At 69.2% G+C, this 13,260-nt stretch carries 12 protein-coding genes and 3 pseudogenes; 6 read left to right on the forward strand and 9 right to left on the reverse strand.

Going from position 1 to position 13,260, the window contains the following annotated elements:
• From ADK57_RS22665 to ADK57_RS22675, 3 genes and pseudogenes are all read left to right on the forward strand, one after another.
• Positions 1-181: pseudogene (locus ADK57_RS22665) on the forward strand (hypothetical protein); the annotation flags it as partial.
• A gap of 12 nt (positions 182-193) precedes the next feature.
• On the forward strand, positions 194-751 hold the full coding sequence (locus ADK57_RS22670; RefSeq protein WP_078973276.1) for a GtrA family protein: 558 nt from the start codon (positions 194-196) through the stop codon (positions 749-751).
• Between the two features lie 111 nt (positions 752-862).
• Positions 863-1,267: pseudogene (locus tag ADK57_RS22675) on the forward strand (hypothetical protein); the annotation flags it as partial.
• Positions 1,268-1,481: 214 nt separating this feature from the next.
• On the opposite strand, the pseudogene ADK57_RS22680 reads toward ADK57_RS22675, so the two are convergent.
• The 3 genes and pseudogenes from ADK57_RS22680 to ADK57_RS22690 form a co-directional block, all read right to left on the reverse strand.
• Positions 1,482-1,811: pseudogene (locus ADK57_RS22680) on the reverse strand (transposase); the annotation flags it as partial.
• Between the two features lie 264 nt (positions 1,812-2,075).
• The gene (locus tag ADK57_RS22685) at positions 2,076-3,404 is read right to left on the reverse strand and encodes a lipase family protein (protein WP_053751358.1); all 1,329 of its coding nucleotides are present in this window, start codon (positions 3,402-3,404) and stop codon (positions 2,076-2,078) included.
• A 569-nt stretch (positions 3,405-3,973) separates the two neighbouring features.
• A complete protein-coding gene (locus tag ADK57_RS22690) occupies positions 3,974-4,591 on the reverse strand; it encodes a TOPRIM nucleotidyl transferase/hydrolase domain-containing protein (RefSeq protein WP_053751359.1) in 618 nt (205 codons plus the stop codon).
• A 519-nt stretch (positions 4,592-5,110) separates the two neighbouring features.
• Here ADK57_RS22690 and ADK57_RS22695 point away from each other — a divergent pair.
• Complete coding sequence (locus tag ADK57_RS22695) at positions 5,111-6,037, forward strand: aminoglycoside phosphotransferase family protein (RefSeq protein WP_053751420.1); 927 nt, start codon at positions 5,111-5,113, stop codon at positions 6,035-6,037.
• Between the two features lie 245 nt (positions 6,038-6,282).
• On the opposite strand, the gene ADK57_RS22700 is transcribed toward ADK57_RS22695, so the two are convergent.
• Positions 6,283-7,395 carry an ABC transporter substrate-binding protein gene (locus ADK57_RS22700; RefSeq protein ID WP_053751360.1) on the reverse strand — a complete coding sequence of 371 codons (1,113 nt, stop codon included), beginning with the start codon at positions 7,393-7,395 and terminating at the stop codon, positions 6,283-6,285.
• 646 nt (positions 7,396-8,041) lie between these two features.
• Between ADK57_RS22700 and ADK57_RS50560 the strand changes: the two genes are divergently transcribed.
• On the forward strand, positions 8,042-8,233 hold the full coding sequence (locus ADK57_RS50560; RefSeq protein ID WP_053751361.1) for a hypothetical protein: 192 nt from the start codon (positions 8,042-8,044) through the stop codon (positions 8,231-8,233).
• Here ADK57_RS50560 and ADK57_RS51350 read toward each other — a convergent pair.
• From ADK57_RS51350 to ADK57_RS51360, 4 genes are all read right to left on the reverse strand, one after another.
• A complete protein-coding gene (locus ADK57_RS51350; protein WP_234390372.1) occupies positions 8,219-9,163 on the reverse strand; it encodes a DUF6262 family protein in 945 nt (314 codons plus the stop codon). The genes ADK57_RS50560 and ADK57_RS51350 overlap by 15 nt on opposite strands.
• A gap of 95 nt (positions 9,164-9,258) precedes the next feature.
• Positions 9,259-10,110 (reverse strand): putative RNA methyltransferase, encoded by an 852-nt coding sequence (locus ADK57_RS22715; RefSeq protein WP_053751362.1) that lies wholly within the window; start codon positions 10,108-10,110, stop codon positions 9,259-9,261.
• 260 nt (positions 10,111-10,370) lie between these two features.
• Positions 10,371-10,559, reverse strand: coding sequence for a hypothetical protein (locus ADK57_RS51355; protein ID WP_053751363.1), 189 nt, complete (start codon positions 10,557-10,559; stop codon positions 10,371-10,373).
• A complete protein-coding gene (locus tag ADK57_RS51360) occupies positions 10,537-10,827 on the reverse strand; it encodes a hypothetical protein (RefSeq protein WP_053751364.1) in 291 nt (96 codons plus the stop codon). Before ADK57_RS51360 ends, ADK57_RS51355 begins: the two co-directional genes overlap by 23 nt.
• Positions 10,828-11,069: 242 nt before the next feature.
• Here ADK57_RS51360 and ADK57_RS50565 point away from each other — a divergent pair, with 242 nt between their 5' ends.
• Positions 11,070-11,474: a hypothetical protein gene (locus tag ADK57_RS50565; RefSeq protein ID WP_053751365.1), complete on the forward strand. Its 405-nt coding sequence runs from the start codon at positions 11,070-11,072 to the stop codon at positions 11,472-11,474.
• On the opposite strand, the gene ADK57_RS22735 is transcribed toward ADK57_RS50565, so the two are convergent.
• On the reverse strand, positions 11,471-12,934 hold the full coding sequence (locus tag ADK57_RS22735) for an amino acid permease (protein ID WP_053751366.1): 1,464 nt from the start codon (positions 12,932-12,934) through the stop codon (positions 11,471-11,473). The two genes, ADK57_RS50565 and ADK57_RS22735, sit on opposite strands and share 4 nt — an antisense overlap.
• Between the last annotated feature and the right edge of the window lie 326 nt (positions 12,935-13,260).

Genomic DNA, 13,260 nt, shown 5'->3' on the forward strand with positions numbered 1-13,260 from the left:
ACTGCGCACCGAATCCGGCGACATCTCGATCGGCGCCGCCCGCGGAGTCTCCGCCGCCCTGGACGCCGGCACCACCCACGGCCGGATCCACAACGCCCTCCTGAACACCGACGGCGCCACCGCCCAGCTCGACATCCACGCCACCACCGCCCACGGCAACATCACCGCCCGCAGCCTCTGAGGAGCACCCACCATGAAGTCGCCGCTCGCACAGAAGCCCGAGATGGCGACTTTGGCCACCCCTGGCCCCATCGCCTCCTTCATACGGTTTGTGATCTTCGGAGGTGGCATCGGAGTCCTCTCCAGCTTCGCGGTACCGCTGTTGGCCATGACCATGCCCTGGGCGGTCTCGAACGCGATCATCACCGTCGCCTCCACTCTGCTGTGCACCGAACTCCACGCCCGCTTCACCTTCGCCAAAGGGCGCAGCGCCGGTTGGCGAGAGCACTGGCAGTCCGCGGGTTCGGCAACCGCCGCCTACGTGGCGACCAGCGTCGCCGTTTACGTTTTGCATGTCGTGCAGCCCTTACCCGGCATGCTGACTGAGCAGATCGTCTACCTCGGCGCCTCCGGCCTCGCCGGCACAGCCCGCTTCATCGTCCTGCGCCTTTACGTCTTCGCCAGCCGCCGCGGCCGGACCACACGACCGCTGATTCAGCAGCAGACGGTGGCTGTGCCCGTCCCGACGGCGCTGCGGCAGTCACCGTGCACGACTTGGCCGAACAGGTCACGGCCACACATGGCGGCGTGAGAAGCTGTTGTCTTTCCGAGCTGAGGACAACGTTTCCGCTGGTCAGGCATAGGGTCGGCGATCCTGTGGGAGTGGTGGCCTGTTCTGTCGCCGCTGCTGTGGAGGTCATGGATGCCGTCGGTCGTGGGGCTGCTGGAACAGCGCGAGCTCGTCGCTCGCCGTCGCGTGGACGAGCTGCGGGAGGAGGCCGACCGCATCCAGGCTGAACTGGCCGTGGCGGAGCGGGACTGGAAGGAATGGGCCATCGCTCGCTCACGGGTGGGCGAGGTGCTTGCCCCGGCGGATGAGACCGGGCATGGCCACGACCGGGCCGACCGGACAGCACCGGCCGCCGACGGGCAGGCCGAGGAGGTATCGCCGACGCCGGAAGCGGCGAAGACGAAATCGCAGGTGCCGGTGTGGCGTTCCGGGCTTGCGTGGTCGGCGTTGTCGGTGGACTACCAGCGCATCCTCACCGCGCTCGCGGACCGGGCCCGGCTCGGGCAAGGGCCGATGACCTGCCAGGAGATGGCCGCTTCGTTGTCAAAGCCCTGCTGTTCCAGCGCGTCCAGGGTTCGGCCGTAGCCGCAGTCGTAGTCGAGGATCGCGGCGTTTCGTTTGACGTTGTCCAGCCACGGTGTGTGCAGCGGGTGCGTGAATCGCTTCGTCGTGGCGGAGGCGTCCCAGTAAGCGGTCTGGCTGTCGAGATCGGACACGGCGGATGCCTCCATCGGCGTTTCGGGAAAGGTGGTCACGCTGCCACGGTCTCGGGGCGTTCGACGAGGTGGCCGCGTTCGAAGCGGGCTCCGGCGCGGACGAGGGCGACGAGTTGGGGTGCGTTGACCGCTCGCCAGCGCGCCTGGGCGGACTCGACGAGCTTGAAGACCATGGCAAGCGCGGCGGCCGCGCTGCCGGCGCCCTTGGTGACCTTGGTCCGCAGCCGTACCGTCGCGAAGGTCGATTCGATGGGATTCGTTGTGCGCAGGTGAACCCAGTGCTCGGCCGGGAAGTCGTAGAACGCCATCAGCTCGTCCACGTCGTCGGTGATCTTCTTGACGGCCTTGGGCCACTTCACGCCGTAGGTTGGGTTGTGCTTGTCGACTCGTCAGACTTGGATCAGCCTCGCTGTCTTGGGGAGGCTTGTGGCCTGGGGAGAGGAACCACGGACGCGTTGTGGCTGATGCGGCCAGGGCCACGTTCCAGAGGGCCAAGAGGTTGTACGCCGACACCGCGCCCACCCCGGCCTCCTCCCCCGCGACGGCCCGGGCGGTATGCCGAGCAGGCCGCACTCGGCGGCCCTTTCGGCGTACCGCGGCGTGCGAGGTGATCCGAATGTGCCCGGTCCTCAGGGCTGCAGGGGCAGGCCGGCGCAGTTGGACGTGGCGGGCTCGCCGGTGAGGCGATCGGTGAGCCAGGAGATGGCCTCCTCCTGATCGGTGAGCAGGGGCGCGAAGTGGTTGATCAGCGCGCGGCCCACGTCGGGCAGGACCACGGGCTTGTAGGTGACATCGGCGCCTTTGCCGCACCAGTCCACGGCCAACTGGCGGGACTGCGCGTGGGGCACGAGGTTGTCGCTGGTGCCCGTTGCCAGGCGGACCGGACCGGACGGCCGGAGCGTGCCGATGCGCTGTTCGGCGAGGAACGCACGGAGGGCGGGTTCGGCCGCGATGATGTCGCTGATGGGCCGCCCGTCGGTGGTCCAGTCCGTACTGTGCGCGGAGTTGTAGGCGAACAGCGCGTCCCCGACGCACATGGTGGACAGGTCGGTGAGGGCCGCGCGGCCCGCCGCGTTGAGGTGGGCGTCGGCGATCGGCCGCAGGGCCGGGTCGGACTGCAGAAAGCCGTTGACCGACCAGCCCAGTGCTCCGGCGAGGTCGCTGCCGTCGATGGCCTTGGTGACGTCGGCCAGGTCGGCGGGCGGCGCTCCGGAGTACGTACCGGCGAGGGTGATGTCGGGGGCGTAGACGGCTTGGAGCTCGGCGGCGGCCGCGGTGGCGCCGCCGCCCTGGCTGTAGCCGTACAGCGCCACGCGTGAGTCGGCGGTGACCGATGCCCCACTCAGGGAACGGGCCGCGCGGACGGCGTCCAGGACGGCGTGGGCCTCGTCGACACGGTTGACGTACGTATGGAGCCGGTCCGTGGTGCCGAGCCCGGCGTAGTCGGTGACCACGACGGCGACGCCTCTGGCGAGCAGACGGTAGATGGCCAGGTCTTCGTAGCCGATGGAGACGGTCTCCCCGTTGAACTGGAGAGGGTGCTCGAGGCCGAGTGAGGCGGCGCACTGGTCGCCCTGTCCCATGGTGCCGGGCGCGACGGCCACCAACGGCCGCGCGCCTGCGCCCTCCCAGGCGGCGCTCGGTTCGATGTAGGCGCCGGTGACCGCGACGGGGACACCGTTGGAGTCCGTGGACTTGTACATCAGACGGGTGGCCTTGCCGGGCAACGGGCCGACGACGCCCGGCAGGCTCAGGGCGAGCGGGAGGGGCTCGCTGCGGACCAGCGCGCCGTCGGCGGACGGTAGGTCGGCAGGCGGGTTGTAGAACGCGGGGATGGTGACGCCGCGCGAGACCACGGTGCCGGTGTCCGTGTTCGCGGCGGTGGCCGGGACGGCCGTGGCTCCGAGGCAGGCGGCAGCGGTGACGGTTGCTGCCACGATGCGGGCATGTGCGGGCATGGCGGACCTCCGGAGAGAAGGGAGGGCCGAGCTTCGTGTGCGGCTCGGTCGGTTGACGATCCGATGGAGCGGATGCGGCGGCGAGGAGGCCCGGTCGTCCAACCGCTGCTTCCCTTGCCGCTCTTAGACGGATTGTCAGGAGCGTAGCGGGCAGGGTGTTACCGGCGGTAGCAGGTGGAAGGTTACGTTTCAGTAATATGTCAACGGGCGGCCACAACTGGCCGCTGTTTCATGAGGTCCGGGGTGTCCCGCCGCCCCGGACTCCAGCCGCGCGCAAACCCATCCGTACGGCACCCCGGAGCACATGGCCGCCGCCGCGCACCAGGTCGAGACGAACTACAGCCGCATCCGCCACAGAGCCCAGCAGCCCAGCAGCCCAGCGCCCCGATGGCGACCGGCATCCCCAGCACGACCGGCCACCAGCCAGCAGCCAGCAGCCAGCAGGAATCCTGGACCACACCACCAAACGCTGATGCGCAGCAGGGCCGGAGGCCACCCGAACCACGGCTCCGCCGATCCGACTGGGACGACCGCTCAGCCCCGGCGTGCCTGCCTGCGGGGACAGGCCATCACAGGCCGGCGAGGAGGTCGTCCAGCGGGGCGGGCACCTGGTCGGGGGCGAGGGCTTCGACCAGGAGGCGGCCATAGCGGATCTTGCGGCCCTTCTTCGTGCCGATGAAGCGCCGCAGTTGCTGGTGCCGGAGCCGGCCCTGCTGGGCGGGCTGCCGTACGAAGGTCTGCCAGGCGCGCAGTTCCCCCTCGGCCTGGACGATCTCCTCGACCCGCGCCGGGCCCAGCGCGCGGATGAGCTCGTCCTCCAGATCCGCCGTACAGACGAAGACGCCCGGGCGCGGCGCCCGGGCCGGGTTGAAGGCCCGGTCGAAGAAGGGTTTCTCGCGCTCGTCGCACAGACCGGTCAGGCGCAGACCGAGGCCGGACGTCCCGAGGAGCCCTGCGTAGCGGCCGACGCTCATCGCCCCGCCCATCGGCACCACGCACACCCCCTCGGCCGCCAGGTCACGACCCCGCCCCGCGGCCAGCGCCTCGACGGCCGCGAGGTCGCTCAGCCCTTCCAGCAGGACCGCCGTGTGCACCCCCAGGAGCTCCGCCAGCTCCCTCGCCGGCGCGCCGGAGCCACCGCCCGCCCAGCCTGTGACCTCGTCCCGGAACATGCGCATGTCGACCATGCCGGGAGTCTGCTACGCCCGCCGACGGCAGCGCACGCGATATTCGGCTGCGCGACCGCGCAGGCTCGGCCACCGGTCGCGCCATGGCCCAGCCTCCCCCGGCCGGCACCCCGACGCCGTCCGCGCGGTCAACCAGCTCACCCCGGAGAACCGCCGGCGCGGCGGGCAACTGGGCAGCGCCCGCCCCGACGGTCCCTCCGACGGTCCGGCTGCTGCCCACCCGGCCTCAGCCACCGCAGCCGTAACGTTCGGTCTACGGCCTTGGTACTGGTGTGCTCTCGTATGCAACTGTCGCCGGTTCACCGAGGAACCCAGCCTGTTGGTGACTGTTTGTAGTCGCTGGCTGCGTATCGGCTCCACCCCGGCCCTGATGTCCTGAGTCAGATACCAGCCGCGATAGGCTCGCAGGTGGCGTGGCGTCCTTTTGCTCTGGAGAGGCCCGCTGACGGAACGGGCGTGGCGGCGGGCATTCCGGAGAGTGAGTGTCCGCTCCGCCTGTCTCACGTACTGTGGCTTCGCATGACCGACTCCGAGATCGAGATCACCGCAGAGCTGGTGCACGATCTTCTCAAGGACCAGCATCCGGACCTCGCGGGGCTGCCCATCCGCGAGGTAGCGGGCGGCTGGGGCAACCAGATGTGGCGCCTTGGGGATGAGTTGGCCGTGCGCATGCCGCGCACGGAAGGGGCCCCGGATCTCCTGCGCAAGGAGTGCCGGTGGCTGCCCGTCCTGGCCCCGCGTCTTCCGCTCCCGGTTCCGACGCCTGTGCGGATAGGCGAACCGTCCGAGCGCTTTCCGAGGCCATGGAGCATCATGACGTGGGTTCGCGGAGAGCCACTGGACTCCACCTCGATCAGTCGCGGCGACCACGCGGCCGACACTCTGGCGGGTTTCCTCAGGGCGCTCCATGTGGAGGCGCCCGCTGAGGCGCCGTCCAGTTCGGACCGCGGCGCTCACCCCAAGAAGTGCACGGGCGGCTTCGAGAAGTTCTTGCAAGCCATTGCCCCCGGCGGCTTTGCCGCCGACGTCCGGGCCGTCTGGGACGTCTGGGACGATGCCGTTGCGGCCCCCGAGTGGGAGGGCCCGCCGGTATGGCTGCACGGTGACCTCCATCCCGCGAATGTCGTCGTCTCGGACGGGACGCTCTCGGGCGTGATTGATTTCGATGCGATGTTCGCCGGAGATCCGGCGTGGGACCTGGCCGCCGCGTGGGTGCTGCTTCCCGCAGGCGCGGGCTCACGGTTCTTCGAGGTGTACGCGCATGCGGACGAGGCGACGGTCCGGCGCGCCCGAGGGTTGGCTGCTCTGAAAAGCCTCTTCCTCATCCTCATGGGACAGAACGGGGAACAGGGCCTTCCCGGCGGCAAGCCGACATGGGGACCCGCAGGCCGGGCGGCGCTCGACCGTGTTCTGACATCCAACGTGCGCTGGCCCTCTCCCGCATAGGCCCCGCTCCCATCTCGGAGCGAGACGGACCATTTCAAGGCGTACTGCGGCTGGTGTCTGAGCAAGGACACCGGGACCTGTTCAACTTTCGCGGTTCGCCGAGGAACTCAGCCTGTTGGTCGCGTGTGACCGCCAGCGGCGTATCGGCTCCATGTCCCGCCGGCCTCTCTGATCGATGAAACCGTGGTTGGCGCTGAGATTGATCTTGATGCCGGTCCGACTGCTGGCCTCCTCTGGGCTGTCTCTCAGCCGGCGTGAAGGATCCGAAAGCGATCGGGTTCCGCAGGATCTCGATCAACGACTTGGACCGGCGTCGAAGCCCATTGCCAGACGCTGATGCCTGGCGTGCGGGAGAACCGGATCTGCCCGCGGGTGCCTTCGACTGCAACGCGCGGCCAGGCTTCGGCAGTACGCGCCCGGTCCGCGCCATGAGAACGCAGCACATCGGCGAGGACGGCGACCGTGTCGTAGCCCTCGAAGGCGACGAAGGAGGGCGCTTCGGCCAGCCGCTCGCGCAGGGCCTTCTCGACTCGTGCACCGAGTGGGCTGAGGCGCTCGGGCAGGTAGCGCAGGAACGAAATCGCGGCGCTGTCGTCGCCCAGCAACGTCGCCCATTCGGCGAACTCCGGTTGCCCGGCCGGAGCACCGATCATGATCTCGGCGAGGCGCCGGTCGCGGCGGACGGACTTGACGATCGGCACGGCCGGCTCCGGGTGGCCGACCAGAAGAAGGAGGGCTGACGCGCGATTGTCGACGAGTGCGTTGCACACCGCCGTGGGGGTGAGCGCGCGCATGTCGAGTTCGATGACGGTGCCGCCGCGCGGGGCGAGGTAGTCCCACAGAATGCGGGCCCCAGATGCCCAGTAGACACTCGGCTGGGTCGCTACGGCGATTCGGCTGTGGCCCGCGCCGAGGAGGAAGTCCGCGTAGACCTGCCAGCCGCGCGACTGCGGCGGGGAGAGGCGCGCGACCCATTCCGTCGGCTGTTCGGTCAGCGCGTCGAGAACCGCTGACGAGCAGAGGAACGGCAGGCCGAGGACGTCGGCCCGGGCGGCAGCGGCGCGAGCGACGACGCTGTGATACTCCCCCGCCAAGGCAGCCACGCCCAGGCGAGCCAATTCATCCACGGCCGCCGAGGCCCTCTGCGGATCAGCCGCGGTGTCTCGGACCACCAGTTCGAGTGGTCTTCCGACGATCCCGCCGGCGTCATTGACTTCGCGAACGGCCAGCTCGAGTCCAGCGAGCAAGTGTTGGCCTGCCTCGACCCAGCCAGGCCGAGTCAGCGGAACGAGTGCGCCGATCTGGACGGATGATCCGTCAGTCCGCTCCGCTCCAGGTGGCGATGGTGGCGCATTCATGCGTTGGCGTCTCCCGTGTGACGATTCGGTCGCGGTTCGCCCGGATCGCAGGGTGGCAAGGCCCGGAAGTACGCGTTCATCTCATCTCGCCGTGGCGGGCGCACCTGGGTGACCATGCCGGACATTGCATCCACCGACATCGCCAACAGGCAACCGTTTATTTGTTCGCTGAGGCCGTTTCCGGACCAGGTCCGACGGGAGTTGGTGGGATCGATACCGACACGTTGGGCCGCCTCGGTCGGCAGCTGGGGGTGGTCTCGACCGTGAGGCGAGGCGAACAGGCCGGTGAGAACGACGGCTTCGGGATAGGTGACCAGCTCGATCCGGGCCTCGGAGGGGCGATGAGGCGGTGGGGACCACCGAGCGGGTCCTCGCCCACACATCGAGCTGGCGGTGCCAACGCTGCCGAAGCGGCGGGCTGCTGACCCCCTTGGCGAACCACTGGACCAGGCGGTCGCGGGCGTCGAGGGAGGCCAGCGCGGTGGAGGAGTGGGATTCCCGGCAGACGATCCGCTGATGTTGGCGGCTGGCCCGAAGAACCTCGGACAGCGGCGTGAGGCTGTGCTGCTCGTCTCCGAGAAGCCGGCGGTGATGCCCGTGGCAGACACCTTCATGGTGAGGAGTGCTGCGGACAACGAGACCGCGGATGCGCCGGCGGACCGCGCAGGGGCGGCAGGCCGGGCGGCGCCGCGGCTCGATGACCTCCTCGGTGGCGGACGGCGGCAGCCGCCGGATGGGGTCGCCGATCGTGCCGAGCGGGCGCATCGCGTGGATCAGGGAGGCCGGACTCCGGCTGGTCAGGGCGGCGAGTCGCACCAGCCTCTCAGAGGTCCCGTAGCCGACTCGGTTCGTCACGGCGGTGCTGACGCGACGGGCCGATCAAAGACGTGAGGTGCCCGATGGTGAGGTGGTTGGCGTCGACGAGCCGGTTCAGGTAGGAGCCGATCGTCTCGCCGTGAACGGGTGGCGGGGCAAGCGGCAGAGCCCGCAGTCCGGCGGTCACGCGGTCCGTTTCTCGTTGCGGGCCCGGGATGCGTTCCGAGAGGTACTTGATCTGGTCGGATGCCTCGGCGCCGGCCCGTGTACCGATGTCGAGATTGTGAAGCTCGTCGACTTTACCGACTGCAGGAGCTCGGATACCGGCTCTGAACTGCGGTGATTCATAGACTGCAGGTCCGCGACGGTGGATGGGTGCCCATCGGTATCGCTCATCCGAGTGACTGTCAGAGGGCCCGGGGCGGCTGTCGATCGGGGCGCCGGTCGAGGGCCGACGCGTCTCCGATTGGATGGCGCGCTGCTTGAGGGTCGTGTTCTCGGTGGTGATCCGCTGGTTTGCCTCCTGGGTCCACTCGGCTTCCAAGTCGCCTACCTGGCGGAGGAGTTCGCCGTTGCGGGTGCGCTGCTGGGCGATGATCTCGGCGTGGGCGGCCCTGAGGGCGTCCTCGGCGTTCAAGGCCCGCTCGCGCCAGGTCGCCTCGTGTGCCTCGTCCTGGTCGGTGACCATCTGGGTCCGTCGTTCTCCGGCTTCGGCCATCACGGCGGCGACTGCGGCTCTGGCGTCGGGGTGGTCGTAGAGGAATGTGCGGGACACGTTGGCACGGCGGGCAACGGCGGCGACACTGACCTGGGTCCTCTCGCGGCGGAGCCGGATGATGGCGTCGCGGACCCGTCCGAGGGCGGCGTCGGCGCTGCGGTGGCGGGCGGCCAGGGCGACGGCCGTGCGCGGGGCGGGGACGGTGGAGAACCCCGCCCATGACTCGACCGTCACGGATGCACAGTCCGTGGCCAGGCGATGACCGCCGCCGGCACGGCCGCAGAGCGACAAACGATCGCGAGTCGGCAGACGCATGCGCCCGCTCGTGGTCACCGAGGCCGGTAGGCGGTGGCCAGCACGGAGACGGTGACCTGAGTGGGCAGGAAGCCGTCTTCGTTCAGGTCAGCATGGCTCACGTGGCGCGCGCTCGGCGTCATCGCTACCAGGTCCAGGGCACCCGGCCTCGTCAGGGTCACGGGATACTCCACCTGTTCGGTGACGGCGGCCTCGAAGAAGGGGTCCAGCGCCCGGTGCAGGCGCTGTTCCTTGGTCGGGTCGATCGTGACCATCGCAGGCAACCGGCCGCGCAACTCGGCCAGGTGCCGCCCGGTGGGACGGACCACGATCAACCGGCCGGTCGGGCGCAACACGCGGTGGAACTCGGCCGGGTTGCGCGGGGCGAACACGTCCAGCACGACATCGGCCACCCCGTCGGCCAGCGGGAAGGGACGGAAAATGTCCCAGGCCACTGCGGCGGCCCGGTCGTGGGCACGGGCTGCAGAGCGCAGCGCGTGCACCGATGTGTCCAGACCCAGACCACGGGCGCCGGGCAACTGGTCGAGTACGCCGGCCAGGTAGTAGCCCGTGCCGCAGCCCACGTCCACAACAGTGGCCCGCTCAGACACGGCGTCGGCCGCCAGGCGGGCCCCGACCTTACGGATGGGCGTATAGGCGCCGGTGGAGAGGAATCGGCCCCGGGCCTGGACCATGGCCGCATCGTCGCCGCTGGTGGCGCGGGTGCCCGTCAGCAGGCTGGCGTAGCCGTGGCGGGCGATGTCGAAGGTGTGGCCCACCGGACAGCGCAGTGCGCCGCGGTCGGGGTGCAGGTGGCGCGTGCGGCACGTTGGGCAGCGCAGCAGGTCGAGGGAGAGTTCGAGGGCAGGGGGAAGCGACACGGGCACGAGGCACTCCTGGCAAGGGTGAGGGGAAGAGACCGTGCCTGCACGCACACGCAGAAAGTCACTGCTCCAGGAAGGAACGGGCAGCGCCGGGAACGTAGTTCACGTAGCAGGCACACAAAGGAGGGCGACGCCGTCCGGCATCGCCCTCAATGCCTTCCGATCACAGGAAGCAGCAGTGCGGGGTGCTCATGAATGCCACGTCATGAGTCTACGGGCATCGGCGAAGTCCTTCATGCCCCACCGAAGTTGGGAGACACGACCTAGATGTGGATGAGGATCTGTCGTAGAGGATGTCCGAGCGCGTTGGTGAGGGAGGACAGTTCCTCGTCGGTCAGCCATGCCCGGTTCGGATACAGGACCTCGATCCTGAACCGCGCGAACCCCATCGGCCAGTCGTACACCAGCTCGTTGAGCGACGTCTCGGTGTCACAACAGGGAACCGTCACCATGAGCGTCGAAAAGCCTTCGTTGCAGCGCTCCGAGACGGCCTCCCCCCACCAGCCGGGTGTGAACTGCGCACCGCGGGCAGGAGATCTTCTCCAGGTTGGCGCCGCAGTCGACCACTTCGACGCTGTCGTGCCACTTGGCCTCCAGGCCATGGCGGGCGTCGTCGTCGGGAAGCATCGCGGACAGCAGGGCCGCGGCACGATCCGCCGCATCCTTACTGGGCCGCCAGTACGGATCAGTCGGAATCACCGTCAGGTAGTCGTCACTCATCGCCCATCTCCCCCTGCCCGCCAGGGGCCTTGCTCGTCCACCGACTCGGCGAACCTATCCGGTCGCGGCACTAGCCGCAGTGAACAAGCCGGCCTCGGGACGGAAAGGGTCCTCACCGCCCCCGCACAGACCTCGGACTCGGATCAAAGCGCGGTTCCGGCGGCGTACACCCCCTTCCTCTACGGGGAGGAACTGGCTGGCCCATCCGTGCGTCCTGCCTGAACGAGACCCGGAATCGGCGCATGACGGTGGAGCCGCACCGGCTGGTCCACAGCCCGCGTCGCCCGCCCCGCCGCCTCCAGGCCCTGGAGACCTCCGGCACCCTCTTCCACGACGTCGACCTGCCCGCCGAACGCCTCGGCCACCACCTCCCCAACGCCACGTTCTGGCTGCGCGTCGCCCCCGCCCATCCGGAACGCGCCGGAGAAGAACCCGACCGCCACGACCAAGTCGCCTTCGCCGGCGCCACCAGCGGCGACCACAACCTGACGGCCATCGTCGTCTGCCGTGACGCCGATGACTTCTGCCGTCAGCGGCCGTACAAGCGTGAAGCCGTCAGCCGCGTACAGCGTGAAGGGGTGGGCCTGGGGAAAGAACGCCCCACGCCCACCCGATCCCAGCCGCTTACGGCAGTCCGCGGCGGCTAGCGCGGCGCGACCGCCTTCTCGGTGTCCTTCCGGCGGGACCGCTCGCGGACCAACGAGATCGCTATGACCACGGCGGCGACGAGCACCGAGAGCAGCACCTGGCTCCGGCCGCCGCCTTCCTTCTCGTCGGTGAGCATGTAGACGAGCACGAACGCGATCATCGCGATCGTCGCCCACGTCAGATACGGGAACAGCCACATTCGCACGACGAGCTTCTCCGGGCTCTCGCGCAGGATGATCCCCCGCATCCGCAGCTGCGAGAAGCAGATGACCAGCCACACGAAGAGTGCGACCGCGCCCGAGGAGTTCAGCAGGAACTGGAACACCGTGTCCGGCCACAGGTAGTTGAAGGCGACCGCGACGAAGCCGAAGACCACGGAGGCCAGGATCGCGGCCTGCGGGACACCCCGCTTGTTCGTCCGTACGAAGGATCGCGGGGCATCGCCGCGCTGCCCGAGGGAGAAGGCCATCCGGGAGGCGGTGTAGAGACCGGAGTTGAGACAGGACAGCACGGCGGTCAGCACGATGAAGTTCATGATCTCGCCGGCGTGCGGGATGCCGATCGAGTCGAGGGCCGCGACGTACGAGCCCTTCTCCGCGATCGCGGGGTCGTTCCACGGCAGCAGGCTGACCACGACGAGGATGGAGCCGACGTAGAAGACGCCGACCCGCCAGATCACGCTCCGGGTGGCCTTGGCCACCGCCCGCTGCGCGTCCGAGGACTCGCCGGCGGCGAGGGTGACGATCTCGCTGCCCATGAAGGAGAAGACGACCAGCAGGATGCCGGTGAGGATCGCGCCCGGCCCGTTCGGCAGGAAGCCGCCGTGCTCGGTGAGGTTGCCGAATCCCGTCGCGGCATGGTCGGAGCCGGGCAGCACTCCGAAGATCGCCAGCCCGCCGAGAACGACGAAGCCGGTGATGGCGACGACCTTGATGCCCGCGAACCAGAACTCGAACTCGCCGAAGGAGCCGACCGAGGCGAGGTTGGTGGCGGTGAGGACCATCATCACGATCAGGGCCCAGGCCCACTGCGGTACGGCCGGCACCCACCCCTCCAGGATCACGGCGCCTGCGGTCGCCTCCACGGCGAGTACGACGACCCAGAAGAACCAGTACAGCCAGCCGATCGAGAACCCGGCCCAGCGGCCGAGCGCCCGGTCCGCGTAGGCGGAGAAGGAGCCGGAGGTCGGGTTGGCCGCGGCCATCTCGCCCAGCATCCTCATCACGAAGACGACGAGGGCGCCGACCAGGGCGTAGGACAGCAGGATGCCGGGCCCGGCGGCGGCGATACCGGAGGCGGAGCCCACGAAGAGACCGGCACCGATCACCCCGCCGATGGCGATCATGGACAGATGGCGGTTTTTGAGACCGGCCTGCAGACCTGCCTGCTGCTCCGGAGGCTGACCACTGGTGGGCGGAGCGGTTTCTTGGGCCGGAGAATCAGGGGGACGTGTAGTCATGTCGACATCCATGGGTGGTTGGGAGTGCCGTGCGGGGCGTGGCTGCCCGGATCGCCGGATCGCCTCGGTGGCGGGGACGAGCGGGGCGGGCATGCACAGGAAGAGGTAGGGAGAGGGGCGGTCAGGGCACTGACGATTCCCGCAAGCGTTGATGGTGCCGTTCGCGGTATCCGGATGCCGTGCTGGTGACGGGGTCGTCACCGCACGTCCGCGTTTCGTTCCGCCTCCTCGTGGGAGGTGGGCCGCATCACTTGCGGAAATGGATTTGCGCAAGCGTATGGGGGGTCATGGGGCTACAGGTTTGTGAAGGCTGAACAAACTCGGCC

The organism is Streptomyces sp. MMG1533, from assembly GCF_001279775.1.
GTDB lineage: Bacteria > Actinomycetota > Actinomycetes > Streptomycetales > Streptomycetaceae > Streptomyces.

Coding starts and splice junctions, on each gene's coding strand:
- ADK57_RS22670 (WP_078973276.1), top strand. CDS start 194: ATGAAGTCGCCGCTCGCACAGAAGCCCGAGATGGCGACTTTGGCCACC.
- ADK57_RS51360 (WP_053751364.1), bottom strand. CDS start 10,827: ATGAGTGACGACTACCTGACGGTGATTCCGACTGATCCGTACTGGCGG.
- ADK57_RS22700 (WP_053751360.1), bottom strand. CDS start 7,395: ATGAATGCGCCACCATCGCCACCTGGAGCGGAGCGGACTGACGGATCA.
- ADK57_RS22690 (WP_053751359.1), bottom strand. CDS start 4,591: ATGGTCGACATGCGCATGTTCCGGGACGAGGTCACAGGCTGGGCGGGC.
- ADK57_RS51355 (WP_053751363.1), bottom strand. CDS start 10,559: ATGGTGACGGTTCCCTGTTGTGACACCGAGACGTCGCTCAACGAGCTG.
- ADK57_RS22685 (WP_053751358.1), bottom strand. CDS start 3,404: ATGCCCGCACATGCCCGCATCGTGGCAGCAACCGTCACCGCTGCCGCC.
- ADK57_RS50560 (WP_053751361.1), top strand. CDS start 8,042: ATGCGCCGGCGGACCGCGCAGGGGCGGCAGGCCGGGCGGCGCCGCGGC.
- ADK57_RS22695 (WP_053751420.1), top strand. CDS start 5,111: ATGACCGACTCCGAGATCGAGATCACCGCAGAGCTGGTGCACGATCTT.
- ADK57_RS22735 (WP_053751366.1), bottom strand. CDS start 12,934: ATGACTACACGTCCCCCTGATTCTCCGGCCCAAGAAACCGCTCCGCCC.
- ADK57_RS50565 (WP_053751365.1), top strand. CDS start 11,070: ATGACGGTGGAGCCGCACCGGCTGGTCCACAGCCCGCGTCGCCCGCCC.